At 51.1% G+C, this 25485-nt stretch carries 21 protein-coding genes; 14 read left to right on the top strand and 7 right to left on the bottom strand.

Going from position 1 to position 25485, the window contains the following annotated elements:
* Positions 1 to 2: 2 nt before the first annotated feature.
* Positions 3 to 2660, bottom strand: coding sequence for an EAL domain-containing protein (locus tag IYN85_RS14350; RefSeq protein ID WP_196159591.1), 2658 nt, complete (start codon positions 2658 to 2660; stop codon positions 3 to 5).
* A 263-nt stretch (positions 2661 to 2923) separates the two neighbouring features.
* Here IYN85_RS14350 and IYN85_RS14345 point away from each other — a divergent pair, with 263 nt between their 5' ends.
* Positions 2924 to 3229 carry a PilZ domain-containing protein gene (locus IYN85_RS14345; protein WP_196159590.1) on the top strand — a complete coding sequence of 102 codons (306 nt, stop codon included), beginning with the start codon at positions 2924 to 2926 and terminating at the stop codon, positions 3227 to 3229.
* A gap of 9 nt (positions 3230 to 3238) precedes the next feature.
* Here the strand turns inward: IYN85_RS14345 and IYN85_RS14340 are convergent, their stop codons facing one another.
* Positions 3239 to 4222 (bottom strand): hypothetical protein, encoded by a 984-nt coding sequence (locus tag IYN85_RS14340; protein ID WP_196159589.1) that lies wholly within the window; start codon positions 4220 to 4222, stop codon positions 3239 to 3241.
* 58 nt (positions 4223 to 4280) lie between these two features.
* Here IYN85_RS14340 and IYN85_RS14335 point away from each other — a divergent pair, with 58 nt between their 5' ends.
* The 3 genes from IYN85_RS14335 to rmuC are packed head-to-tail and all read left to right on the top strand — an operon-like array spanning position 4281 to position 6874.
* Complete coding sequence (locus IYN85_RS14335; protein WP_196159588.1) at positions 4281 to 4715, top strand: SRPBCC domain-containing protein; 435 nt, start codon at positions 4281 to 4283, stop codon at positions 4713 to 4715.
* A complete protein-coding gene (locus tag IYN85_RS14330; RefSeq protein ID WP_196159587.1) occupies positions 4702 to 5346 on the top strand; it encodes a TIGR01621 family pseudouridine synthase in 645 nt (214 codons plus the stop codon). The genes IYN85_RS14335 and IYN85_RS14330 overlap by 14 nt, the downstream gene beginning before the upstream one ends.
* 10 nt (positions 5347 to 5356) lie before the next feature.
* The gene (rmuC, locus tag IYN85_RS14325; protein WP_196159586.1) at positions 5357 to 6874 is read left to right on the top strand and encodes a DNA recombination protein RmuC; all 1518 of its coding nucleotides are present in this window, start codon (positions 5357 to 5359) and stop codon (positions 6872 to 6874) included.
* Between the two features lie 90 nt (positions 6875 to 6964).
* Here rmuC and IYN85_RS14320 read toward each other — a convergent pair whose 3' ends face one another.
* Positions 6965 to 7219 carry a DUF4404 family protein gene (locus IYN85_RS14320; RefSeq protein ID WP_196159585.1) on the bottom strand — a complete coding sequence of 85 codons (255 nt, stop codon included), beginning with the start codon at positions 7217 to 7219 and terminating at the stop codon, positions 6965 to 6967.
* Between the two features lie 167 nt (positions 7220 to 7386).
* Here IYN85_RS14320 and IYN85_RS14315 point away from each other — a divergent pair, with 167 nt between their 5' ends.
* The 3 genes from IYN85_RS14315 (at position 7387) to IYN85_RS14305 (ending at position 12815) form a co-directional block, all read left to right on the top strand.
* Entirely contained in the window at positions 7387 to 8772 is a 1386-nt protein-coding gene (locus IYN85_RS14315; protein WP_196159584.1) for a TldD/PmbA family protein, read from the top strand.
* Positions 8772 to 10103 carry a TldD/PmbA family protein gene (locus IYN85_RS14310; protein WP_196159583.1) on the top strand — a complete coding sequence of 444 codons (1332 nt, stop codon included), beginning with the start codon at positions 8772 to 8774 and terminating at the stop codon, positions 10101 to 10103. The genes IYN85_RS14315 and IYN85_RS14310 overlap by 1 nt, the downstream gene beginning before the upstream one ends.
* A 507-nt stretch (positions 10104 to 10610) precedes the next feature.
* Positions 10611 to 12815 (top strand): ATP-dependent helicase, encoded by a 2205-nt coding sequence (locus IYN85_RS14305; RefSeq protein ID WP_196159582.1) that lies wholly within the window; start codon positions 10611 to 10613, stop codon positions 12813 to 12815.
* An 86-nt stretch (positions 12816 to 12901) separates the two neighbouring features.
* On the opposite strand, the gene IYN85_RS26170 is transcribed toward IYN85_RS14305, so the two are convergent.
* Together IYN85_RS26170 and aguB are read right to left on the bottom strand one after the other, a co-directional pair.
* Positions 12902 to 13027 carry a hypothetical protein gene (locus tag IYN85_RS26170; protein ID WP_255533748.1) on the bottom strand — a complete coding sequence of 42 codons (126 nt, stop codon included), beginning with the start codon at positions 13025 to 13027 and terminating at the stop codon, positions 12902 to 12904.
* Between the two features lie 405 nt (positions 13028 to 13432).
* Positions 13433 to 14356, bottom strand: a complete 924-nt coding sequence (gene aguB / locus IYN85_RS14300) for an N-carbamoylputrescine amidase (RefSeq protein WP_196159757.1) — start codon at positions 14354 to 14356, stop codon at positions 13433 to 13435.
* A 169-nt stretch (positions 14357 to 14525) separates the two neighbouring features.
* Between aguB and IYN85_RS14295 the strand changes: the two genes are divergently transcribed.
* Complete coding sequence (locus IYN85_RS14295) at positions 14526 to 14942, top strand: cytochrome c5 family protein (protein ID WP_196159581.1); 417 nt, start codon at positions 14526 to 14528, stop codon at positions 14940 to 14942.
* Between the two features lie 96 nt (positions 14943 to 15038).
* Here the strand turns inward: IYN85_RS14295 and IYN85_RS14290 are convergent, their stop codons facing one another.
* Positions 15039 to 17009: a sensor histidine kinase gene (locus IYN85_RS14290; protein ID WP_196159580.1), complete on the bottom strand. Its 1971-nt coding sequence runs from the start codon at positions 17007 to 17009 to the stop codon at positions 15039 to 15041.
* A 4-nt stretch (positions 17010 to 17013) separates the two neighbouring features.
* The gene (locus IYN85_RS14285) at positions 17014 to 18120 is read right to left on the bottom strand and encodes an ABC transporter substrate-binding protein (protein WP_196159579.1); all 1107 of its coding nucleotides are present in this window, start codon (positions 18118 to 18120) and stop codon (positions 17014 to 17016) included.
* Between the two features lie 334 nt (positions 18121 to 18454).
* Between IYN85_RS14285 and IYN85_RS14280 the strand changes: the two genes are divergently transcribed.
* The 6 genes from IYN85_RS14280 to IYN85_RS14255 all read left to right on the top strand — a co-directional run bounded on the left by IYN85_RS14280 (position 18455) and on the right by IYN85_RS14255 (position 25326).
* Complete coding sequence (locus tag IYN85_RS14280) at positions 18455 to 19051, top strand: FMN-dependent NADH-azoreductase (protein WP_196159578.1); 597 nt, start codon at positions 18455 to 18457, stop codon at positions 19049 to 19051.
* Between the two features lie 27 nt (positions 19052 to 19078).
* Positions 19079 to 20077 carry a glutathione S-transferase family protein gene (locus tag IYN85_RS14275; RefSeq protein WP_196159577.1) on the top strand — a complete coding sequence of 333 codons (999 nt, stop codon included), beginning with the start codon at positions 19079 to 19081 and terminating at the stop codon, positions 20075 to 20077.
* Positions 20078 to 20178: 101 nt separating this feature from the next.
* Positions 20179 to 21408, top strand: coding sequence for a phosphoglycerate dehydrogenase (gene serA / locus IYN85_RS14270; protein ID WP_196159576.1), 1230 nt, complete (start codon positions 20179 to 20181; stop codon positions 21406 to 21408).
* 150 nt (positions 21409 to 21558) lie between these two features.
* A complete protein-coding gene (locus tag IYN85_RS14265) occupies positions 21559 to 22020 on the top strand; it encodes a hypothetical protein (protein WP_196159575.1) in 462 nt (153 codons plus the stop codon).
* Between the two features lie 56 nt (positions 22021 to 22076).
* On the top strand, positions 22077 to 23348 hold the full coding sequence (locus tag IYN85_RS14260; protein WP_196159574.1) for a hypothetical protein: 1272 nt from the start codon (positions 22077 to 22079) through the stop codon (positions 23346 to 23348).
* A gap of 226 nt (positions 23349 to 23574) precedes the next feature.
* Positions 23575 to 25326 carry a methyl-accepting chemotaxis protein gene (locus tag IYN85_RS14255; protein WP_196159573.1) on the top strand — a complete coding sequence of 584 codons (1752 nt, stop codon included), beginning with the start codon at positions 23575 to 23577 and terminating at the stop codon, positions 25324 to 25326.
* Positions 25327 to 25485: the final 159 nt, after the last annotated feature.

The following is a 25485-nucleotide window of genomic DNA, read 5'->3' as shown; positions in this document are numbered from 1 at the left end:
GCTTATCGCATCTCAGTCTTGTGTTGCTCAATACTGAGATGCGGTAGCAAGTCTTCGATGGCCGTTGGTTTGAAGAAATAGAAGCCTTGTAACTCGTCGCAATTCAACTCGCGCAGAAAACTGACCTGTGCCGCGCTTTCGACACCTTCTGCCACCACGCTCAAGCCCAGAGTATGTCCGATACTGACAATGGCTTTGACCAGTTCATCCGATTTGTCAGAAGCGCCAATGGCTCTGATAAAGCTCATATCCACCTTTAATACATGCAAGGGTAGTGATTGTAAGATTCCCAGGTTGGAGTAACCGGTGCCAAAATCGTCCAACGCAAAACGAAAACCCATGGCATTCAATTCGCGCATGTTGTTCAAAACTGCCTCCGATTCTTCGGAGATAGAATACTCGGTGATTTCCAATTCAAACTGACACGCTCTGACTTTGTATTTTTGCACAAGTTCTTTAACAACGGTGACCAGTCCAGAATCTTCCAGTTGCCGAGGTGACAGGTTAATGGAAATGGACAGTTGCTCGGGAATTGCATGTCCATATTGGGCAACCGTTGCAAAGACGTGCTCCATGACCCATTGACCGATATCGGCGATCAGTGAGCTTTGTTCGGCAATCGGAATAAATTCACCCGGTGAAACAAAACCTAATTCAGGGTCATTCCAGCGCACCAGTGCTTCCATACTCGTGGTATTTGTTGTGAGGTGGCTGTTCACGCGCGGCTGATACACCAATGACAGATGATTGTTGCGAATAGCAGCAGGTATGGCCGCCAGAACTTTCTGACGCCGATCCGTTTGTTCACTGAGTTCAGCGGAATAAAACCGATAATGACCACGAGCGTGAGACTTAGCGGAGCTGAGGGCAGATTCAGCCATGCGCAGCAAAGTGTCATAGTTGTAGCCGTCGTCAGGATACATAGATGCGCCCAGAGTGAATTGCGGATAAATGTCTTCCGTCAGCACATAAGGTTCTTTCAATCGACGCAGGATCTGCTCAATCACCAGAACAGACTGCTTGTTTTTACCGATGTCCACTAAGGCAATCGCAAAAGTATCTCCCGATAAGCGGGCAATGGTGTCAGACTTGCGGGAACTGGATTGCAATCGGTGAGTCACTTGCTTGAGTAATTCGTCGCCCATGACATGGCCGTGTTTTTCATTGATCGCGCGGAAATCATCAATATTGACCAGAACCAGTGCGAGCGTGGTACGTCTTCGTTCGCACACTGCCAGATTCTGAATGGTGAGCTGTTTGAAGTAATGCCGATTCGCCGCACCGGTTAATGAGTCGAAGGATTCCAGCAGTGCTACCTGTTCATCGCGTTTGCGCAACGTGTGCACATCCCTCAGTATGCCGGTACAGCCTTTTTCTTTACTCTTCGCAATGCGATGCTCAAACCAACGATAGTCATCATTGGCTTTCAATTGATGCTCGATGGTTAGATTTTTTTTGTCGCTGTTCAGAAACTGGCGAATTTGCTTGCTTTCCTGTTCGCGGGTCGCAGGATGCAGCCGGGAGAAGAAGTCGTCTAGAGTCATCGTCTCACTGGTGGTCAGTATAAGTTCTTGCAATGGTTCCGATAAAATCATGGTGGCGCTATCGTCGCTGCTCCAGGAGCCCATTTGTCCCAGCCTTTGCGCTGCAACGAACTTCGATTCACTTTTCTTCAGCGCTTGTCGCTGCGCCTCTCGCATACGGTAGTTGATATGCTGCAGGCTGAGAATGAGCGAGATAGCGAGCCAAAACGCAACCGCAGACGTTCGGGTGATGGTCTGTGTTCTGTTGATAATGTCGTCAACTTGGGTAGAGGATACCTTGAGGGATACGTCGATTTCGCCAAATTTCAATGAGCGTTCCAGTTGATTCAGTGCATTGGTATCTGGCGTTTCCATTAATGGATAACTCACCGCCAGCGTAGAAATATCGACGCCCAGTCGCACGTAGGTTGGCAACAATAACTCCAGATCCGTGCGTAAAAAATCAAGTGACAGAACCCCGGCCAAAATTAAATCGTCAGTGCCCTTTACCGGACGGACATAGATAATGCCAGGCACACCCTGTAGTAGCATCACCGGACCAATAATCAAGGGTTGCCGTGTGCTGGCGGCGTATTTATACAACAGTCCCTGATTAGGAATGTTCGCCTGGTCCACTCCGATGACCTTCAAGTTGGTATCGGTCCTCGGATAAACATGTTCAATAACGAGATCTCTAGACAGGGCTACATTCAGAAACTGATTGCGCGCGGCCGGCAGAATCTGCAACAGCCATCGTTGGTAGAGAGCGTCATCGATCTCCTGTTCATGGCCGATCAATACTTCAATGGACTCAAGTGCCGAGGCGTTGTTCAGAAAAAATTGATTGATGCTACCTTCGACTACGTCGAGTTCACTGTTCAGTGCCTGTATTTCGGATTCAATTGCCTGTTTTTCAAAGGCAGGTTCAAACCATTTTACGAAAGGAATAATCGGTGCAGCGGCCATGATCATGAGGAATGGCAATACATTCGTCGCGTGAACGAGGATGATCGCCACGGTTGCGGTTATCGCGGCCAGCGTTAAAGTAACATCGAGCCAGGGTGATGATGTAAAAGGAATCAACACCAGACACGCCAGTGCGACCGCGATCAGGGCCATTTTTAGTATCGGAAGCAAAATTGCCCCCAAAGTATCGGGTTGAATGGTTCCATCATGAATATTGTCTGATCAAGTATAGATTGCATCTCACTGCAGTATAGACAGCATCTGGCCTCTGTCAGCAAATGCCATAAACATTAATGAAGCGACATTCATGGCTGACACTTTCTGTAGATGTACTGAGGCCTCGGTTTACGAGGTTGTTTAAGTCATAGGGTAGACGGTTGCGTGATTTTCATCTTTAATGACTCGTTTTCGCGCACCGTAAAGAGTGACCGCACATGGATTCAAGGGCACCCCGTTTCGATAAAATTGAAATACCACTGACGCTACAAGACCGACAAGGTCGGGAATGCCAGTGTGCCTGTTTGAACATATCGAGCACGGGCGCTCTTCTGCGGTTTTTGAGTCCAGAGGTGGCTTTGCAGCAGGGTATGTTGTTCCGCAGCAAAATGCTGCAGCGCGGTCAGTTGGTCGAAGTCTGGATGCAGGTCGAGCGAGTGGCACAAGACGGGGTGGGCGTCCGTTTTCTTCAGCAAAGTGAAGTTAACCCCGAGGCCTCACCAAAGCGTTCCGAATCCGGTTAAATTAGCTGACTATTCAGGGGTGCCACTTATCGGGCAGGGCGCAGAGCCCAAACCCGTTCCAAGGGTCACCATCATCGCAGGGTGTTTAAACCGGAAGGCCAGTGCGGCAGCGGTGCTGTCATGTTCTAGCAGCGCCAAACCCTGCAAGCCACAATCCGGTAGCCATTGCTCATGTAAATCCGTCGCCAGATGGTGGCAATCGTCTCCCAGACGATGATAGATGCCACTGTGATAATCGAACGGATGACCCTGGTGCAGGTAGCATGCGATGCTGATAGCGACAGGCATGGACTGATCGAGCATGTCCCGGGTGTTACGGAACATTTCCAATAATGCTTCTTTTCGAATCAGCCCATCCGTTTTAAAAGGCGCCACCTTCAAGTCGGGTAACAGTTCCAGGCGATTCCCGTATTTGCGGGCAATACCGCGTTTTACGCCTGTCGCGCCAAAATCCATCACCAATAAATCATCGCGCTGACCTACCGTTTGCGCCAGGCCATACAGTGCGGTTAAGCCGCCCCACGGCGAGCTGATAACCACCAGATCGGCGAAATTGGCTTCAATCCGCTCCGCCAGGCTCAGACCAAACTGATGCGAGGTTAGGCCGCCGGAAATGGTCAACGTCTGGCACTGCTGCCAATGACGGGTTAAGGCTTGTTGAAAATCACTTCCACAACGCCAGTGATCACCACCGCGTGCGGTTTTAATGATGGCCGTGAAACGCCCGGCAAAGATGTCCAGAATCGCTCGATCCTGTGGATTATTAGCATCAAATTCGGTCAGAAACTGGCGCACCGAGTGAGCCAAAGGATGTCCGCTGTCACTCAGCAGTGTCAACAATGCATTGCGCGATACCAATGTCGCACCAGTCACTTGTTTGTGATTCAGTAAAGGGTCCTGAGGGCTCAGCAGCAGAGTGTTGACCGGCAAATGATTCAGTGAGCCTTCCGGACGCATGGTTAATGCATGTTCAATAAATAGATTGTTAAGCATCCAGAGGGAACCTGCTAGACTTAAGGGCTACCTTAACTTGTAGCTCACGGACAAAATAATGACGACACTTTATCATGAAATTGAAGTGATGACTTCGCCCGACCGTGTCTGGAGTTTGTTGACAACGAGGGCTGGGTTGAATCGTTGGTGGCCCGGTGAAATATCCATTCACGGCGGTGATAGTTGGCGCTTCCAGCATGAAGACCATGACGTGACGTTGGTGTTTCGCGTGGTTGAAGAAGTACCGGACAAGGTGCTGGAATGGCTATGTGTGCAAGGTGAAGATGATTTTCATAACACCTTGGTGCACTGGCGAATAGGACGCAAAGAAGCCGGTCTCAGTTTGATCGCAGAGCATCGTGACTTGCGCAAATCCGCTGAACAGCTTGCTCGCCTCAATACGCAATGGGGCATTTGGATGGAGCGGTTGCGCGATCAGCTTCAGCAAGAAATTGACACCCTGGACGATGAAGACCTAAATGCCTGGACCTGAACCATCGTTGGTGTTCGACCACGTCGATTTCTGGATCCTGAACAAGCCTATCGGCTGGACTGTACAACGGGACACCAACGCGCCCAGTGTATTGGCTTGGTTGAATGAGCAACATCAAGCCACGGCGTACCCGGTTCATCGAATAGACAAACCAACCTCTGGTTTGCTGATTGTTGCCAAGCACGAGCAGAGCAATCGGCTGTTAAGTCAGTCGTTCGCCCAGCGTCAGATCCAGAAAACGTACCTTGCCATCAGCGACCGGAAACCAAAGAAAAAACAGGGGTGGGTAAAGGGCGACATGGCGCCGAGTCGGCGTAGTCAATGGAAATTGCTGCGCACCAATGAGCGTCCGGCTATCACCCAATTTCGAAGCCTCGCACTCGACGATGGCAACCGGGGTTTCGTATTGTCACCGAAAACGGGGAAAACGCATCAACTGCGCGTGGCGCTGAAATCCCTGGCTTGCCCGATCCTTGGCGATACGCTATATGGTGGTACCGAAGCAGCACGTTTGTATCTGCACGCCTGGCAACTGCAATTTGACTATCAAGGGCGGATGATTCAGGTTTGCGTTGAGCCGGATGAAGACTGGCAACAGAAATGGGCAACCGCTTCGCTTGAACACACCTGAAGGACATATTTTGCTGACTTGGATAACTACGCATTTCCAGATACTGCTTATCGGCCTCGGCGCCGGTCTCATTCCCGCACTGTTGATTCTGGCCCTGGTCATGCACCGCAATCAGCGTCGCTATGACGCACTGGATCGGCAATATACTCAGATCCTGGGACAGCATGCGTTCTTAAAATCGACCTTGATCGAGCGCGAAAACGCCCTCGATCAAAGTCGGGATCAGGCTCAGGATCTGCAGCGTCAACTGAGTCAGTATCAAGCTAAGGTTGCCGCTCTCAGCGCGCAAATGGCTCAGCTTCAATCCCTGCAAAACCAATTGACCGAAAAAGATGCGCTGCTGACGCAGACCCGTGAAGCCTTGCGGCTGGCCGAAAACCAGCTTGCAGACCTAAAGGCGCGCGCAGAAAGCGAAGCTGCACACCATGCCGCACAACTGGCGCTTTTACAGGACGCCAAAGAACAGTTGAGCAAAGAATTCAGCGTAGTGGCGAATGCGATCTTCGAGCAGAAACAGCGTACCTTCAGCGAAGCTTCTCAGCAATCGTTGACGGCGTTGTTGGATCCGTTCAATAAACAGATTGAGCAGTTTCGCAAACGCGTGGATGACATTCACACCCAAGATACCCAAGGGCGTTCTCAGCTGCTGGCTCAGTTAGGATTGTTAAAAGATCTGAACAGTCAGTTGCATAAACAGGCCGGGGATTTGACTCGGGCGCTGAAAGGCGACAAGAAATTGCAGGGCAATTGGGGCGAACTGCAGCTTGAGCGTATTCTCGAAAGTGCCGGTCTTCAGCAAGGACGTGAGTTTGAACGCGAACCTAATTTCAAAGATGAACAGGGGCGCAATCGCCGTCCGGATTTCATTATTCATCTGCCAGAAGGCAAGCATATTATTGTCGACAGTAAGGTCAGCCTGAATGCCTATCAGGCGGTCGTGGGTGCAGAAAATGAACGAAGCCGCGAACAATCGCTTCGGGAACATGTCGGTGCCATACGCCAGCACATTCGCAATTTAAGTGATAAAAACTACCCCGCTTTACCAGCCCTCAATGCACCGGATTTCGTGTTGATGTTTATGCCCATCGAAAGCGCGTTTATCGCGGCATTTGAAGCCGACCCCAGCCTGTTCAATGAAGCTTTTGAACGTCATATCGTTGTGGTGACGCCTACCACGCTGCTGGCAACATTACGCACGGTCGCCAATCTTTGGTCGCTCGAACGTCAGAACGAAAACGCCAAAGAGCTGTATGCCCTGGCCGGCAAAATTTACGACAAAGTTGCGGTATTCAGCCATAAAATGGAAAAACTGGGTCAGCAGATATCCGGCGCCGATAAATCGTTTCATGACGCGATGAGCAGCCTGACCGAGGGGCGGGGTTCCATGATCAGTTACGTGAACCGCCTGAAGGACTATGGTGCGCCGGTCAGTAAAACGCTGGCGCCGAGCTTCAGTTTGGAGCGCGATACCGGATCCGAGGCCTCAGAACCGGTAGACGGGTTGGATGCGTTAGCAAAAAACGGCTAGGTCAACTCGAAATTGGCGCATGTCGGCTGCCGTTAAGATAAATTGTGTTGTCACGGTAGAGCCCAAGTGCCACGCCCTTTCTGATCCGGTTTAAATACCAATGGATGCCAGTGTTTCCAGAATATTTTTGGCAATGGCGGCACTTTTCGGATGGTCCGTTTCGATATCGCCGATCAACGCCTCAACCGAACTGCGTAAGCTCGGATCGACCGGATCCGGGCTGCCTTCGTCGTGTAAATGGTAAGCAATCTGATCCATCAGCATCTTCTGTTGGGCGCTGGCTTCACCCTCGGGTAAGTGATCACGCAAACGTTGAAAAAGGCTTTTCAGTTCTTGTTTTGGCATAGTGCTTTCCTTCTGAGGAGGTTGCTAAGACTATAGCAAAGAACCGCTTGAACTGTGTCTGAATTATCGTTCTACTTCTGATCCGTATCAGACTTCCGTCACGTACTCGGCTCAGCGATTACGATCTGCTATCGTTGCACTGTTCTCAACTCATCAGAGGAAATCCTATGCTTAGCCCGGAAGTTGCCCGTTCCGTGATCGATTACGCACTTAGTCTTGGGGCCGATTTCGCCGAATTGTTTGTCGAACGTCAGTTGCGATCGACGCTGACGACCTTATCCGAAAAGGTCGATTCCGTGCAGTCTGGCGTCGAATTCGGTATTGGTCTGCGCATGGTGTTCGCGGGCAAAGTGCTTTATGGCTATACCAATAAGCCACACGCGGACGAACTCAAACGAATCGCCAATGAGTTGGCCGTCAAGGATCGGCGCGACCCAAAAGTGGTGGCGACCGCCTTTGATTTCCGGCAGGTTGAAGCATTGCACTCGGGTTTAAAGCCTTTATCTGCAGATGCCATGATCGACGCCAAAATTGAGTTTCTGCTCGCTGCCAGCCGGGCGGCCCAACGGGCAGGTGCTCAAATCACTCAAACCAAAGGCACGCAGTTACAGCGAGAACAGCACATCGCGCTGTTCAACAGCGAAGGGTTGCATGTTGAAGATACCCGGCACTATGTTCGAGCGGTGATGGTAGCGATAGCCTCCGACGGTAGCGCGCAGGCACATGGGCAGAAAGACATGGGCGGACTACAAGGCTGGGAACTCGCTGATGCAGTAGATGCTGCCGCGTTGGGTGCCGAAGCAGGCCGCCAGGCTCTGGTCAATCTGTCTGCGCGCCCCTGTCCCGGAGGCGAAATGCCGGTAGTCATGGGTAATGGTTTTGGTGGCGTTATTTTTCATGAAGCGTGCGGTCATCTTTTGGAAACCACCTCCGTCGCGAAAAAAGCTTCCGTATTTCATGATCAGATGGGTGCGCAGATCGCGCACACCAAGGTCAGTGCCGTTGACGATGGTACCCTGAAAAATGCCTGGGGTTCGATCAATATTGATGATGAAGGCATGGCCACACAACGCACTCAACTGATTAAGAACGGGCAGCTGACTAGCTTTTTGGTTGATCGATTAGGCAGTGAAAAGACCGGCTACGCCAGGACGGGCAGTGGCCGTCGCGAATCCTATAAATACGCCCCTGCCTCGCGCATGCGCAATACGTTTATAGAAGCCGGTGATGATCGGTTTGAAGACATGATTGCCTCCATTGATCGGGGGATTTATGCATCGCACCTGGGTGGCGGTTCGGTGAAACCGGGAACCGGGGAATTTAACTTCGCCGTACAGGAAGGGTATTACGTGGAAAACGGTAAAATTTTATACCCGGTTAAGGGGGCGACATTGATCTCGACGGGACCGAAAGTGTTGAAGGAAATCTCTATGGTCAGCGACAATCTGGAGTTGGCGTGCGGTATGTGTGGTTCGGTGAGTGGTGCGATTCCAACCACCGTAGGGCAGCCCGCGATCAAGGTTGACCGCATTTTGGTTGGAGGTAATGCCTGATGAGTACTCAGCAGATCGCCGAAAAAGTCCTGCACTGGGTTACCCAACAAAACGCCGAGGCAGACTTGGTTATGCAAACTTCGCAGTCTCTGACCCTGAAGGCGTTAGATGGCCGCCTGGACGAACATTCGGTGAATTCCTCGTTCATTGTAGGTCTGCGGGTGGTCAGTGACGGCCAGGTTGGTATGGCGTCGTCGGAAGCGGTTGACGATGAATCGCTCAAGTTCATGGTGGGTCAGGCGCTCATTAATGCACGTTTTCAAGCACCGCAGCAACATGAACGCATCCCGCAAATTAGTGGCCAGGAACGTGCGGAAGAACCTTCGTTACTGCCGGAAGATGACACGGATATCGATGCAAAAATCAACTTTATCGTTGGCATAGAGCAAGAACTGCTCGCTCGCGAGGGAATTCGAAACGTGCCCTACAATGCACTCTCCGACGTGACCTACACTCAGGCGCTGTTCAATTCTTATGGCCGACACACCGAGCAACAGGCGCGGCGGATAATGGCTTATGCGTACCCCTTGGCAGAAAATAACGGCCAAACGGCCATGGCGCCAGGAGTGATGGCTGGCCGACATTTTCTCGAGTTGAATGCCGAGCAGATTGTCACGACCGCTTATGATGACTCACGCGCGTTGCTCGCGGGCGGACCGATTCAAAGCGGTCAATACGATGTGATCTTCGCGCCGAACACACAGGCTGAACTGTTGGGTGCCTTCAGTCTGATGTGGTCGGGCAAGGCTGCCATGGATCAGGTAAACCCGATGCGTGACAAGTTGGGACAGGCTGTTTTTGACCGGCGATTGAATTTTGTGGATCAACCCCGGAACATCTCCGGTTTGGGTTATGAAGCCTTTGACGCAGAAGGTTTTTGCACAGCACCAGTCACGTTGGTCGAACACGGTGTGCTGAAAACTTTGGCGCATAACTCCGCGACCGCTGCCTATTTTGACGTCGCTAATACTGCTCACGCGCAACGTAGTGCAAAAGCGGCGCTCTCCGTTGGATTGCATCAGTTACATTTACTGGCCGGCGATGCTAGCCCTGACCAACTGCATGAAGGCTGTGTTTTTGAAGTAACCCAATTGGACGGTTTGCACAGTGGTACTAAGCCAATATCCGGTGATTTTAGCTGTGGCGCCTCTGGTTATCTGTGGCGGAACGGGGAACGGGTGCAGTCGGTCCGGGGTGTCACCGTTGCCGGTAACCTGTATCAGATGTTCAACCAGGTGGTTACTGTCGGGAATCAGATGCTGTGGAATGATAGCCGATCCTCGTGCATGGCGCCGATCCGCTTTGCCGATCTTTCCGTTACCGGTCAGTAGCGTTAAAAGGCCAATGTTGGGCATGGGCAGGGGGTAACCTGAACGGTTCGTACTTAGTTGGCATGTGACTTTTTATTTCAATGGCATCTGCGATCTGGTTGTACTGTGTATCCCTTGTCCTGAATAACCAGTCAGATCTGACGATTCGTTCGCAGTTCTTAATGAATGTTTCGGAGGTTTTTTCTTTCCAAGGGGAGATCCCCTTGATCCGGCCTTCACCAGGGGTGAAGTCGTTAAAATCGAATCGAAGCCCATTGGGGCTTCGCTTTTAATCGATTTTAACCCCCTGTATGTCGCCCGCTTTGCTTCTCTTCCATACCTGACCCTTGACGGCGCAAATATCCTAATGAAACTATGGCACTGTATTAAACAAAACCTGATGACATGAATTAAATCTGGTTAAGTAAGTACCATTCGGGTCAACCCGGTTTATCCTAGCGAGCCACGCCGCACAGGCTAAAATCTGCTATTCTGTGCGACCTCCGATTTTCAGCGCCGGTTTTTTTTGTGCAATACACCACCGAACAACAGACGATTATCCACCATGGCGGTGGGCACGCTCGTATCATCGCAGTGGCCGGTTCCGGCAAAACCCAAACCCTTACGGCGTATGTGCAAAAAAGACTGTCCGACGGCGCTAATCCGCGTCGCCTGCTGGTTCTGATGTATAACAAATCGGCGCAGGTTGATTTTGAACGTCGCTTGGGCATTGCCCTGCAGGGAAATACAACCCCAGATATCCGTACCTTTCATTCGCTGGGTTATCGCATCTGTCAAACCTTGGTCCGTCAGGGTGACATGCCAGCTTTCAACAAAAACCTGATGGCAGACGCTGACATCGAGTCGGCGACGTGGCGAATTCTGCGTCATTTGGCTGATGAATCGATCGCCGACGATGTGCTGACCCGGAAGAAAAAATGGGTAGAGCCCGCTGTCGCCTATTTCGAACTGGTGAAAAGCTCATTGGACAGCCCGGAACTTGTATTTGAGCGAATTGGTCTGCCTGCAGTATGTCAGTTTTTTATCGAGGCTTTTTACCGCTTTGAGGATTGGCGAAAAGAGCAGGGCTGCTTGACGTTTTCCGATCTGATTTACGAACCGGTGCAGCGTTTCCGCAAAGATCCTGCCCTGGCGGAGCAGTTTTCAGGGCACATGGCGGAGATCATCGTTGACGAATTTCAGGACATAAACCCGGCTCAGCATTTCTTATTGGAAACCCTGGCTGGCGACGTGGCACAAGTGATGGTGGTTGGCGACCCGGATCAAACCATTTACGAGTTCCGGGGCTCTAAACCCACTCTTCTGACGCAACATTTTGAGCAGATCTTTCGCGATTGTCAGGACTATCAGCTCAGCCATACGTTTCGTTTTGGCGACGGTCTGAGCCTGTTGGCGAACCAGGTTATTGCCGGCAACTATCCCGACCCATCGAAGCGAACCCAGTGCATATCGCACGAAGCCGCCAGCGCTACCGATGTGCAATTATTGCCTGCTAAAGACAGTGCCCAAGGGGTACTGAATTCCATTGTGCAGTGGTCAGAACAGTATCCGTTATCCGATATTGCCGTGATCAACCGGTTGTGGGCTAACAGCGCCAGGTTGGAACTGCTGTTGCTGGCGAATAACATACCGTTTCGCCTGGATAATCATCAGACGGTACTGGAGCGGCATGAACTGCGTCCGTTTCGGGTTTTGCTGCAGCTGGCCAGCGGTCAGGCAGGTGACTGGAACTTGAAAACACGACGCATTGCCTGGCAATCGCTGCTGACACAACCTTACCTGAAGATTAAAAAGAGTATTGTTGACGAGCTGATTCAAACATTGGCGCATGCACCCACCCGCTGGGGACAAGCTTTGCGCAATGCGGTACCTGAGCCGTTGTCAGCGTATCAGAGTGAGGCACTTTTTGAACGTGCACGTTGGATCGATAAAGCCGAGCGCGGACAGGGGGATACCTACAATCTTATTCAGGGTTGGATTCAGGCCACAGACTATATGTCGGCATTGCGGGATAACGCTTTTTCGGCCGCTGCGGTCGAGGACCAGGTGGCGACGGTGAAAGCCTTTGCTATGTTTGTGCGTCAGCAGCAATGGCCATTGGCCAGCGCATCGGCGCAATTGGCCGAGCTGATGGCACGTAAAACGCCGAACGACCAAGATGCCCTGTTAATCACCTCGATTCATAAATCGAAAGGGCGGGAATGGCCGTGCGTGATAATTCCTGAGTTCAACCATCGGTTTTATCCCTATCAGCCCGACAGCGACATGACCATTCCAGCCAGTGTGACGAGTGAGCGGCGGCTGTTGTATGTCGCGATGACCCGGGCGAAACAATCGCTGATTTTGGTGACACCGCTCGCCGAACAGGTGAGTGACCATTCGCCGTTGATGCCCATCGACTATGTTTCGGGTTTGTCGCCCTTTCTCAGTTGGTTGCAGCAGCCCGATTCTCCCGCTGTGTTACCTGCGGGGATGCATCAGGCCAGTGTGGAACATTATGCCGTGGTGAAATCATTGGGACCCGTGTCTTGGCGGGCAACGACCTCGACGACAGAATTACTCAACAGAACGGTCAGGCACCCGAGTCTCGGTCTTGGGCAAATTGTGCAGGAAGACACACAGCGGGTTGTCATTCAGTTTGTGCGTGACACTCGCCAACGATCGTTTGATCGAGCAATTGTCTTGCCCATTCTGGATATTTTACCGGGTTAAAAAAAAACCGCTCGCAGCGCGGGTGCATTGAGCGGTGATGGCAAACTTTAACAGGGGGAATTTCTCAGTGAGTAGCAGGCGTTTTTTTATTGGAGATACATCATCGCGATCATGGTGCCGAGCAACAGAATAACGGCACCGCCAACGACGGTAAGTGCCAGAATCTGACGATAAGCTTGTTGTTGTTTTATGGCGAGACTTCGATTGGGCATAACCTTTCCTCCTCTGGTACCCATCCTTTACTGTCGGCGATTCGTGTTGAATCGCCCGGCTTGTCTTGCAAGAAAAAACAGCACTTGAGACACCCGTCTTTGTCGTGGGTGTGGCCAGATTAGATGAAACAAAGGAATAAACTGCCAAAGAAGTCACACTATTGCCGATTTAAACGATCAAATGAACAGCGTGTGAACTGTAGCCATAAGTGTTGCCAACTGAGCACGCTGAAGGTGTGAACGGCGTTTAAAGAATTGCTGAGAGGGATTGGCCGCTTGTTCTGCATGATGGGAAACTCAAGGTGCAAAAAGCACCGAACTGAAGATCGTAGGAAGTTGAAAGTCAACCGATGACATGAGTCACCGGTTGCTGTCGATTCTAACCGTCAGAAAAGGGAAGGTTGATTATCGGCTTTGGTGAACGCCATCTTTGGTGAGCAGTGGGCTGTACTCGCTGGGGCGACGATCCCGAAACAGGCCCCATTCCTGACGCAGTTGATCGAGAGCTTCCAGATCGAAGCTGGCGCAGATAACCCCCGTTTCGGTTTTATCGAGTGTTTTTACCATGGCACCGGTTGCATCGGCGATAAATGAAGAGCCGTAAAAAGTGATGTGCGAATCTTCGATTTCTTCGCGCCCAACACGGTTACTGGCGATCACCGGCATTACATTGGCAGCCGCGTGTCCCTGCTGGGTACGTTGCCAGTGGCCGCTGGAGTCGATCGCATCATTGTAAGGTTCACTGCCGATGGCGGTTGGGTAGAGCAGCATTTCTGCGCCCATTAAGGCCATGGCGCGCGCAGTTTCGGGAAACCACTGATCCCAGCATATACCGACACCGATGCGTCCGAATTGCGTTTGCCAGACTTTGAAGCCGGTATCGCCGGGAGAAAAATAGAATTTTTCACAATACCCGGGGCCATCTGGAATGTGTGTCTTGCGGTAGATGCCCAGAATGTCACCGTTGGCGTCTATCATGACAACCGTGTTAAACGATACCTGCCCGGCTCGCTCAAAAATACTGATTGGCAATACCACGTTGAGTTCCTGGGCAATAGTCTGAAAATGAGCCACAGCGGGGTTCTCATCAATTGGCGTTGCAAATGCTCGGAATGCTTCCCGCTGATACTGGCAAAAATACACCCGCTCAAACAGCTCCTGCAGCAGGATAATATTCGCGCCTTCGGCTGCAGCCTGGCGCACCAGTTTTTCTGCACGCGCAATGTTATCGGCAACATCCCATCCGCAGGGCATTTGCGTAGCAGCGACGGTGACCTTTCTCACGTATCCTATCCTCTCGAAGCGATGCAGATCAGCAAACGTCTGCATTCGGTTAAAAGCAGCCATCATAGTTGAAAAACAGCGATTTGAAAGTGAAAAGGGGCTGTTTCGATCCAGTATCCGTTGCATCTTCCGCTCGTAGAATTGTTCATAGGGGGCATAGTCGCTATAATCGCCCGACTTTTAGAATAATGACGTTAATGGAACGGATAAACTCATGAAAAAACTGCTCGTGTTGGTTGCCACCTTAGCTGTCGGCTTTGCGATTGCTGAGTCAAAAAGCTATGAAGAACAGGTCGCGGAACGTTTAAAACCCGCTGGAAATGTCTGTGTTGAAGGCCAGGTTTGTGAAACCGCGACAGCAGCTGTTGCCAGTTCCGAAAGTGCCGGTCCGAAGAGCGGCGATGAAGTTTATACCACTGCCTGTGCCGCCTGCCATGGTACTGGTGCGCTGAATGCGCCCAAACTGGCAGATGCAGAAGCATGGGCGCCGCGTATTGCACAGGGCGTTGATACCCTGTATACCCACGCGATTGCTGGCTTTAACGCGATGCCAGCCAAAGGCGGCAATGCCTCGTTAAGCGATGAAGAAGTGAAGGCAGCGGTTGACCACATGGTTGCGTCTGTGCAGTAACCCAAGTCGTCGATAACCTAATCGTGGAAATAGAAAAGGCGCTGCGGCGCTTTTTTTGTGCCTGACGTATTTACCCGCTGTTGAGGGCTATGCGTATTAGCCATGGTGATTCATCATGACATTTGCTTGTGTCGCTGACAGCTGTCCAGTGACATCACGCGGCAATGTCATGACAAAGGTTGTTCCCTGACCTTCCCTGGAAGTGAGTTCAATATTGCCCTTCAGCATCCCTCTGACCATTCTGTGTACGATATTCAATCCCAGTCCGCTGCCGCCTTGCCCCATTTTTGTCGTAAAGAATGGATCAAAAGCACGTTTGATATTTTCTGCCGGCATGCCAATGCCATTGTCCCGCACCGTGAGCAGAACTAAGTCATCTTTGAGGTCCGCCGAAATGTTAATGGTCAGGCTTTTGTGATTGTCGCTGAGGCCATGATGCACAGCGTTGTTAATCAGGTTTGTCAGCACTTGCGATACAGATCCCGGTAATGAATGCATGTCGATATTTGCGGGTACTTGAGTTTCGACATGAACCGGCGATCGTTTGAGTGTCGGTCGCAAGGTGACCAGAACCTCATTGATGACCGTGGCCAGATTAAACGTCCGCAGGTTGGAGCTGGTTTGATCGACAGCGACCTGTTTGAACGAGCGGATTAAATCAGAAGCACGATTCATGTTGCGCAGTGCCATATCGGCAGTCGAGTCAATATCTTCCATGAATTGATCCAATAAACTTTTGGTCAGCCGACCCTGTTCGAGGTCTTGTCGGACATCGCGGATATAGTCTTGTTGTGAGGTCACCGCAATTTTTGCATTGCCGATGGGCGTGTTCAGTTCGTGGGCGATACCTGCAACCAGACTACCTAACGATGCCAGCTTTTCGGACTGCACCAGTTGTTCCATAGTGGTTTCCAGTCGTAACACGCTGTTGGTCAATGCTTCGTTAATGCTCATTAATTCCGCCGTTCGTTCAGCCACCCGGCCTTCCAGTGCGGTATTCAAGTCGTTCAGTTCACGTTCTCTGGATTGGATTTGTGAGGCCATTGCAATGAAGGCATTAGACACGCTTTCGAATTCGTCAATGTGCGTTTCAATTCGCGGTACATCATAATTCCCTTGGGACACAGCTTCAGTCATCGCTTGTAGTTCGGTAATAGGCTTGCTTTCTCGAACGGCTGTCCGATAGGCGATGAACGCTGTGATGACGAAAGTCGCACTGGCCAGCAGCAGCCAGATTACTGTTAGGTACTGTATGGTGGCGTTGAAAGACGTCAGCGGTTGTGAGACGACAACTTGCCAACGAGTGGCTGCTAAAGGCACAACTGTCGCAAACTGTTCGATGCTGTTCCATATGAAAGTACCGGTACGCAAAGATGCCATGTTTTCCGTGAACAGGGATGCGTATCCTAGACTGAACTGTTGCTGACTGATATCCATATCTGGGTGTGCGATTAATGTCGCTTTGTCGTCCAATAGTAAGACCATAATCTCCCCGCGAGACAAGCGTTGCGACAACGAGGGTAGTTCGCGAAGATCGATTTCCGCAATCAGATGGCTGGTGCCGATGGCGGTGAACAATGCCACCGATTGTTGACCACTGATGGGCGATATGAACACGTTTGACCAATAGTAACGGCCCGGCTCCAAAGGCTGTTGTTCCGCGCTCAGTGCCGTAAATGAAACGTCCATATCCTGGAACAGGCGACGTGTACTAATGTCAGCAATCGGCAGACCAATGTGGTCGATCTTGCCGTCCATACCGGTCACGTAAATCGCCTCGAAAATATCGGACACTTGGACAAAGGCATCGAGCCGGTTGGCAAGAGAAGCCGCGTTAGGGTTGTTTATGATATCCAATGCAATCAACTTCAGGTGATCTTCAGAGGACGCCAAGCGAGCCTCAACCTGCTCGCCGACGGACAGCGCAAGTGTCTGCCGGTTTTGACGAAGCTCTTCGGTTAACCGTGGGAACAGAATCTGGTAGGCGACGCCGCCGATTAGGACGATCGGTATCAGCGCGACAGTGAACTGCTGTCGGAGCAACTCCAGAAACAGAGTGCGGCGCATCGGCTTATGGCTCCAAGGTCATAAACTGACCATCCCGGACTTCTGTGATGAAGTAGAAGGCATTGCGCACTTCGTCGCCAAATTCATTGAGCTCAAAATCCGCCAACACGCCATCAAACACCTTCGTTGATAACAGGTACTCCTTAATCGATTGTTTTTTATCTTTCTGAGTCATGGCCGTCAGCAAGAGTTGGCTGGCGTTATAGCCGAGCAGCGCGGCATAGCCCATACGTTGTTGAAAACGCTCTTCGTACTGGACCTGCAGAAGCCGGAACCGTTCAGAATCGCTGGCATCATTTATATAGCGGGGAATGATCAATCCTTCGCCATCACGTCCGATTAAACGCAGAAATTCGTCGGTACCGGCCCATGCGCTGGTGGCAATCGGCACGTTCGTGTTAATACTGCGGATTTGTTTGATTAATAAGGCAGAGTCCCGAGCATTGGTGACCAGAACAATCAGATCGGTATCCATCAGCGCTAATTGCTGCGATACGTCGAGTAAAGCCAGGTTATCGCCGGAGACAAAATCCTGTTCAAAATTGGGTTCAATCCCTTTCTCGCGCATCCATTGCCCAAACTGGGCTTTCCAGCTACCGGTAAAGGCTGCATTGCTCAGGTCGGTGATAATGGCATAGTGTTGAATAGAAAATTGGGCAGTTAGAAAGTCGCTGAGTTGTTCGGTACCTGAACGGGTAGAAGCCGCAGGCCGGAAAAAGTAGTCGTCCTGATCATTAAACAAATCAGACGTAACGGTTGTCCCGATGATTGGCATCTGAGCCTTATTGGCCAACGGTATGATCGCTTCTGCGTTGCTGCTGCTTGTGGGGCCGATGATGCCAGCCACACCCAGCTCGACCAGAGCATTAAAGCTCAACTGGGCAATATCAGGTTCGTTTTTATCGTCTTTTGTTACCAGTTCGATGGCTTTGCCGTTGATACCGCCAGCTTCGTTCCAATGCTCAACGGCAAGGATGGTGCCGTTTCTGGCCTGGCTGCCGATATCCGCGGTGGAGCCGGTTAAGCTACCGACGAAGCCGATAGTGACTGTGTCTGATTGATCACAGGCAAATAAGGGTAAGCACAACAGTAATCCAAAGTGACGTAGCATGGATGAGCCAAACGGTTAACGACTTGAATTGAGTGTAGAAGTGAGCCTGACGTTTGTCTAAAGAGTCCTTGGGTCACGTTGATTTTTTTGAGCGGCATTCGCGGGTAGTCCGTTTAAGAGTAGGACTCTGCTGGTATTTGTAGGGATGACGCGTCATTTGTATACCGGGAATTGATCTTACAACCTTAGTTTTGGCTGTGCTCGGGTATTTCGCTGCGACAGACAGGTTGATTGTTCAGGAAATTTGAAGGTGAAGGTCAATATCTCCCGCTTTTAACACGACGGACAGGGCGTATCTTATGCACCGTTAACCATCTAATTATCGGAGCACATCATGAAAATTTTATCCATACAGTCGGGCATTTTTGGCGACCACTCCAACTCGACTCAGTTGGTCAAGCAAGTCGTTGATAAGCTGAGTCGTGAAGCCGAAAACGTCATCGTGACCGAGCGCGATTTATCCACTCAACCATTGCCATATTTCGATGCTGAAGTGGCTATGGCACTGAACAGCGATGCGCCAAACCGAACCGCTGCCCAACAGAAGATCGTTGCGCTGTCGGATTTGCTGATTGAGGAAGTCAAAGAGGCCGATGCCATTGTTCTCGGTTTGCCCATGTACAATTTCGGTATACCGGCGCAGATGAAAAGCTGGTTCGACTTACTGGCGCGGGCCGGTGTTACCTTCACCTATACTGAGCAGGGTCCTAAAGGCTTGCTGGCTGATAAGCCCGTCTACGTGGTTGCTGCGCGAGGTGGCGTGCATCAGGGGCAGCCGTCGGATTCGCAAACCCCCTTCATCCGCACGATTCTCGGATTCATCGGATTGCAAGACGTTCGTATTGTGTATGTTGAGGGATTGAATATGGGTGACAGCGCGAAAGCAGAAAGTTTGTCAAAATTCGAGACCGAATTGGTTGAATTCGCTTAGACCAACTTAACAGCAGGAGGTGCAGTGATGGGATTGCTTGTAGATGGTCAGTGGACCGATAAGTGGTACGACACCAAAGCCAGCGGCGGTAAGTTCATCCGCAGTGAAGCGCAATTCCGTCATTGGGTCACGCCAGACGGCAGTGCGGGATCGACCGGTAACGCTGGCTTCAAAGCCGAAAGCGGGCGTTATCATCTGTATGTATCCTTGGCCTGTCCTTGGGCGCACAGAACGTTGATTATGCGCCAGCTAAAACAATTGACCGAGCACGTATCGGTCTCCGTAGTGCACAGCGATATGCTGGAAGAGGGCTGGATGTTTATCGGCCCTGAAATCGATAGCCATGCACTGGTAAAGGACCATCTGTACAACAGCCGTTGTTATCATGAACTCTATACTCGGGCAGATCCGCACTACAGCGGCCGGGTAACAGTGCCGGTGCTGTGGGACAAACAGCAAGAGACGATTGTCAGTAATGAAAGTGCGGACATCATCCTGATGATGAATTCGGCGTTTAACGGTTTGACCGGGAATACCGATGATTACTACCCCATTGAACTCAGGTCTGAGATCGACGCGGTGAATGAACGGGTGTATCACACCGTGAATAACGGTGTGTACAAAACTGGCTTTGCGACGACACAAGAAGCCTATGACGAGGCCTTCAATGAGCTGTTTGAGAGTCTGGATTGGCTGGAAGACCGTCTGTCTCGCCAGCAGTTTCTGGTCGGTTCTCAAGTCACTGTTGCGGATTGGCGCTTGTTCACCACTCTCGTTCGTTTTGACGCCGTCTATTTCGGGCATTTTAAATGCAATGCAAAGCGGATTGTGGATTACCCCAATTTGTCAAATTACGTAAGAGCTCTGTATCAATGGCCCGCTGTGGCGGACACTGTCGACTTCACCCACATCAAACGCCATTACTATTTCAGTCACCGTACGATCAATCCAACAGGTGTCATTCCGAAGGGCCCAATACAGGACCTGAGTTTGCCGCACGATCGGTCAAGATTTCAGAAGGTTTAAAAAACGCAATTTTTAAACCATTGCATTGCAAAATTGGGTCATCAACCGGCTAATGGCTGTGATAGAATTCGCGCGCTTAAACTTCGCCATAGAGCCTAACGATGACTCAAACTTCTCTGGATAAAAGTAAGATTAAAATCTTATTGTTGGAAGGCGTGCATCAAAGTGCGCTGGATACTTTTCAAAAAGCCGGTTACACCAACATTGAATATCTGAAGGGTTCCTTACCTGAAGATGAGTTGGTCGAAAAAATCAAAGACGTACATTTTGTTGGCCTGCGCTCGCGAACCCAGCTGACTGAGCAAGTATTTGCCGCAGCTGAGCGTTTGGTGGCCGTCGGTTGTTTTTGTATTGGCACCAACCAGGTTAATCTGGATGCGGCAGCTGTGCGCGGCATTCCAGTCTTCAATGCGCCTTTTTCCAACACCCGATCGGTTGCAGAATTGGTGATTGCTGAAGCTATTTTATTGCTGCGCGGTATTCCTGAGAAAAATGCGTCCTGTCACCGGGGTGGCTGGATTAAAAGCGCCACCGACAGCTTTGAGATCCGTGGTAAAACCTTGGGTATTGTCGGTTACGGCAGCATCGGTACACAGTTGGGTATCATGGCCGAAAGCTTGGGTATGGAAGTCATTTTTTATGACATCGTAACCAAGTTGCCGTTGGGTAACGCCCGGCAAGTCGGCTCACTCACTGAGTTGTTGAGTCAATCGGATGTGGTGACACTGCACGTACCTGAAACGGATTCCACCAAGTGGATGATGGGTGAAGCGCAATTCGCTGCGATGAAGCAAGGCAGTGTCTTCATCAACGCGGCACGCGGTACGGTTGTCGATATTGATGCCTTGGCTGGCGTATTGCGCAGTAAAAAGCTATTGGGTGCCGCGGTCGATGTCTTCCCGGTCGAACCACGATCTAATGACGACGAATTTGTCTCCCCTTTGCGCGAGTTTGATAACGTAATTCTGACCCCACATGTCGGTGGTTCCACGCAGGAAGCACAGTACAATATTGGTATCGAAGTCGCTGAGAAACTGGCTACCTATTCCGACATCGGGACCAGTCTGTCGGCGGTTAACTTTCCGGAAGTGGCGCTACCAGCTCATCCGAACGCGCACCGAATCCTGCATATTCATGAAAATATTCCGGGTGTACTGTCTGAGATTAACCAGGTCTTTTCCAGCAACAACATCAACATCATGGGGCAATATTTGCAGACTTCCGATAAAATTGGTTACGTTGTAATCGATGTTGCCCAGGAGTGTTCGCAAAAAGCGTTGGAAAAAGTACTGGAAGTCAAAGGAACCTTGCGCGCACGGGTTTTGTTTTAAGTCTTCTTACGCCAAACTGAGCAGGCAGGCAACTGGCTGCTCTGTCACCAAAAGGTGAATGGATCGTTTATCTCGCCTGTTCATCGCTGTTAATGGTGCTTTATTCAGTCAGCCATTTGCTATCTATACAGTTTGAAAAAGGTGCAATGTATGAACGCTGCGCGATATGTTTCGATATTAATGGTTCTTCTGTTGGCATTAACGGCCTGTAGCACGCGCTCAGTGGAGTCCGAATTATCCCGCTGCGCGTTTCCGGACAGTCCCCGAACGCCCGGTCCAGCGTTTCTTTGTGATGCGACGATTCCTGGTTTTCCGTTAACTGTATTGCGCTCTTCCGAACCATCCGATACTTCCGTCAGCGAGCGCATAGAATTAACCTTGAACGATCAACTGGAACAGTGGTCCGAGCAATGGTCGCAACAGTGGTTCAGTAGTGAGTCTGAACGGGCTGCCGCGCAGCAATATTTGCTACCCTGGTTGGTCGAGCAATCCAGGGTAGTGCGCAGCCGGGTTAGCCCTAAAGGCTACCTTTGGTTGCTGATCGGTTTACCTGTGACGCTTGACGAGATTGAACAGCAAACCCGTTTAGGGCTGGCACCTGCAGTGGACTGAGCCCGGTGAAGAGACGGTACAGTACACTGATCATTCTTGTGTTGTGCGGGCAAGTCATGTCCGCTTCAGTCGGCGACCCTTCCTTGCTGTGGCAGTCTTACGAAAATCAGTTTCAGGGGCAACGTTTGCTGACATCTGCTGAACGTACATGGTTGGCCCTTCTTACCAATCCCACAGCGAGCACTGTCAGCGTCACTCAAATCCGCTACCGAGCATCCATAACGCTAGATCCAGTTGAGCAGGCTGTTTCGTCTGTTCCTGTTGCGCCAATGAGGGGCACGGCCGAGCAGGTGTTTTCAGCGCCGGTGGTGAGGCGAACGCCCAATGTATCGCAAACCGGTATTGTTGTTGAGCAATCTGGTCAAACGCTCAAACTGCCAGAGTTAACCCCTTTGTCCGTGCCTAATCTTGCGTTTATCGAGGCTGTGCAAGGCTGGCTAAGCCGGGATTTAACCTTCCTGATTCAGCGCGTTATGGCGGTGCAGCAGGAAACCGGCTGGAGTGACTATGAAGTGGTCAAACTCGTTGGCTTATACAGCGCCACCTCGCTTAGCCCTGATCAGCAAAACGCCTTTCTGACGTCTTTTTGGAAACAGGCGGGGTTCAATGTTCAGCTCGCCCGCGCCGGTGAGCAGTGGGTCGTGTTGCTGGCCTGCCGTGCGGTGAGCGATTGGCCGCTGTATGTGCAGAACGGGTACCATTGGTTAGCCTTGAGCGAGACCTCGGCATCGGATCTCACGTTCACGCCCGGCGACTGGGGGGGCAAGACGCAATCGGTCCGCTGGGTATCACAAAACCACCGCGCCGCAACGAACGATTTTACCTCGGTTGGCTACCAAGTACCGACCGCCAACAGAACCGTGGCGGTGAGTCTGTCCATCCCCTCGCATTGGGCACACATTGCCTTGCGTCCGGCCACCATTGAAACGCGTTTTAACGAACCCTTTCCGGATTATCTTTTCGACCAGGTTCAGTCGTTATGGGCGTCGGAAGACGTATTGACAAAGACCAGGCGATTCGCGTCTTGGTTAAAGATGGACTTCTCCCAAAGCGAGATGCCGGTATCGATTCAACAGGGCTTCTTAACCAAACAGCTCAGCCAGGAGAGTCGACTGGTGTTGATGACTCGGTGGTGGCGGCATTTGACCGGGCGGAATGTCGCGGTCGTTGAACAGGCTAATGCCAGGTACCTGGCGCTGCAACTGCCCAATGAACTGGACCTGCCCGAAGCATTGCCATACCGTCGTAAGTCCTGGTGGATATGGTCAGCAGATCTTACCCAGGTTTCAGACATCTCCAGCTCAGCGCAGTGGTCCTTTCTACCCTAAGTTGGATTCAACTTGCGGGGATTATATTGCTTTCTAAACTTCAGAAATTGGTTTTGTGGCCGTTATCTATCCATGACCTGTTTAGACTCATCGTCACGGCAACGATGTCAAAACCAGTGTAACCGTTTCAGTTAAGGCACCGAACGGCTCTGACCTGCGTTTCCACAGCAGAACCGATACAGAGTGCTACGCTTGAATCAATCGCAGTGTTATTCGGAGTATGAAAATGGCAGCTAACCCTATTCAAATTGGTAATGGGTTCACGATCAAAGTGAAAACCATTGCGTTAGTGTCGGTTATTATATTGATCGTGCTGGTTGCGAACGCGTTTATTGTTGGGCAGATTCGAGGGATCAACGGGCAGGTTGCCGAACAGGCCAAGCAAATCGATAGTCAGATAACACTGGTCGAACGGCAGCAAACTTCGATTCAGGATGCGCAATCGGTCATCGAGCGAGTGAATAAAATCAACGCCGCGATTACCACCATTGCCGATATGAATTACTGGTATTTTCAAGGGGCACTCACCCTGTTGATTGAGTCAGTTGAGACGGGGCGTGAATTGCAACAGCAGCTACTCAGTCAGTTGGCGGATCTGGAATCTCAGGACCCGGCCAGTACAGAAGTCTTTGCGTCCGTTCGGGAAGAATTGGAAACCTACAAACTTTATGTTGAGCGTATGTTTGTCATGTACGAGTCTAATTCGGTGTCAATGGGGGCATCAATGGCACAGGGTGCCAAAGATCAGTCTGACAAAGTATCGACTCTGCTCAACACTCTGCGCTCAAAATACGTCGCGCAGCAGGCAGATGCGATGCAGCTGGTGGTCGATGCTGCGGGTAACGTAGCGGCCGCCAGTAAAGTGGTCGATCAGGGTGGAACCTTGATTCGTAAACAGGTGGATACCAGCGTTCGCGCCGCGATCATGGTGACCTTTATTGTGGTGGTGATTGGCGCGGTGATGGGGTTAGTCTTTTTACGGGGCTTGCTCATTCCGATCCGTAACCTGACCCAAGTCATCCAGAACATTGAATCGACCAATAATGTGTCGCTACGAACCCAATACCACCGTAAAGACGAACTGGGCTATATCGCGAATGCCTTCGATTCGATGATGAACAAATTCCAGGGCACGATCGAACGTATGTCTGAAAGCGCTAGCGATCTGATGGCCATTGCCAATTCGGCGCGCAGTGGCAGTGTTGAACTCTCAGCCAGCGTGCGCGCTCAACAGGAAGAAACCGATATGGTAGCCACGGCTACAACACAAATGTCTGCCTCTGCCCACAATATTAAACAGAATACGGATCAGGCCTCTGACCTTGCCGCAGACGCGAAAACAACCACCAATTCGGGTCGGCAGACTATGGAACGCAGCGTCGCCAGTTTGGAAGATCTGACTAATAGGGTGACGGCTGCTGCGCAGGTGATCGATGATCTGGCTAAAAACACGGACGAAATCGGCAGTGTGCTGGACGTGATTCGCGGTATTTCCGAGCAAACCAATCTCTTGGCATTGAATGCCGCTATTGAAGCTGCGCGTGCCGGTGAGCAGGGTCGAGGCTTTGCTGTCGTCGCCGATGAAGTGCGTAACTTGGCCAGCCGAACCAATCAATCCACCATCGAAATTCAGGAAACGGTAGCCAAGTTGCAGGAAGGTGCTCAATCGGCAGTGGCTGAAATTGAAAAAAGCAAAAGCAGTGGACTGGAAAACATGCAACGCATCCGCGAAGCCGCCGACACTATGGCCGAAGTTGCCAATGCGGTAGAGCAGATCAATGAATTGAACGGACAGATTGCCCAAGCCTCGGGTGAACAGTCCGAAGTGGCCGGTAGCATCGACGAATCCATCAGCCGCATTTCTTCGCAGGTCAGTGAACTGTCAGAGAACGCCTCAAAACGTGAACGTGCAGCGGAATCACTGCGGGATATCAGTGAGCAATTGAAATCGCTGGTGGACAGCTTCGTTACGCGATAAGGCTCATCAGGATCCGGGTCAGCTACTACGAAGGGTTGGCCCGGCCAGTTATACTTCCCCACATGACTCAATACCCCTTCTTTACTTCGAAGTGTTTACCCCTCACGAAAAACCTTCTGCGCTAAGGTGGCAAATTGTTGACATCCCAAGGATGTTTTC

It is taken from the genome of Reinekea sp. G2M2-21, assembly GCF_015687175.1.
GTDB lineage: Bacteria > Pseudomonadota > Gammaproteobacteria > Pseudomonadales > Natronospirillaceae > Reinekea.
Note: the sequence above shows the minus strand (reverse complement) of the source record. Positions and strands in the feature narration are given on the sequence as shown.

Coding starts and splice junctions, on each gene's coding strand:
- IYN85_RS14345 (WP_196159590.1), top strand. CDS start 2,924: ATGGATTCAAGGGCACCCCGTTTCGATAAAATTGAAATACCACTGACG.
- IYN85_RS14340 (WP_196159589.1), bottom strand. CDS start 4,222: ATGCTTAACAATCTATTTATTGAACATGCATTAACCATGCGTCCGGAA.
- IYN85_RS14335 (WP_196159588.1), top strand. CDS start 4,281: ATGACGACACTTTATCATGAAATTGAAGTGATGACTTCGCCCGACCGT.
- IYN85_RS14330 (WP_196159587.1), top strand. CDS start 4,702: ATGCCTGGACCTGAACCATCGTTGGTGTTCGACCACGTCGATTTCTGG.
- IYN85_RS14320 (WP_196159585.1), bottom strand. CDS start 7,219: ATGCCAAAACAAGAACTGAAAAGCCTTTTTCAACGTTTGCGTGATCAC.
- IYN85_RS14315 (WP_196159584.1), top strand. CDS start 7,387: ATGCTTAGCCCGGAAGTTGCCCGTTCCGTGATCGATTACGCACTTAGT.
- IYN85_RS14310 (WP_196159583.1), top strand. CDS start 8,772: ATGAGTACTCAGCAGATCGCCGAAAAAGTCCTGCACTGGGTTACCCAA.
- IYN85_RS26170 (WP_255533748.1), bottom strand. CDS start 13,027: ATGCCCAATCGAAGTCTCGCCATAAAACAACAACAAGCTTATCGTCAG.
- aguB (WP_196159757.1), bottom strand. CDS start 14,356: ATGCAGACGTTTGCTGATCTGCATCGCTTCGAGAGGATAGGATACGTG.
- IYN85_RS14295 (WP_196159581.1), top strand. CDS start 14,526: ATGAAAAAACTGCTCGTGTTGGTTGCCACCTTAGCTGTCGGCTTTGCG.
- IYN85_RS14290 (WP_196159580.1), bottom strand. CDS start 17,009: ATGCGCCGCACTCTGTTTCTGGAGTTGCTCCGACAGCAGTTCACTGTC.
- IYN85_RS14285 (WP_196159579.1), bottom strand. CDS start 18,120: ATGCTACGTCACTTTGGATTACTGTTGTGCTTACCCTTATTTGCCTGT.
- IYN85_RS14280 (WP_196159578.1), top strand. CDS start 18,455: ATGAAAATTTTATCCATACAGTCGGGCATTTTTGGCGACCACTCCAAC.
- IYN85_RS14275 (WP_196159577.1), top strand. CDS start 19,079: ATGGGATTGCTTGTAGATGGTCAGTGGACCGATAAGTGGTACGACACC.
- serA (WP_196159576.1), top strand. CDS start 20,179: ATGACTCAAACTTCTCTGGATAAAAGTAAGATTAAAATCTTATTGTTG.
- IYN85_RS14265 (WP_196159575.1), top strand. CDS start 21,559: ATGAACGCTGCGCGATATGTTTCGATATTAATGGTTCTTCTGTTGGCA.
- IYN85_RS14260 (WP_196159574.1), top strand. CDS start 22,077: ATGTCCGCTTCAGTCGGCGACCCTTCCTTGCTGTGGCAGTCTTACGAA.
- IYN85_RS14255 (WP_196159573.1), top strand. CDS start 23,575: ATGGCAGCTAACCCTATTCAAATTGGTAATGGGTTCACGATCAAAGTG.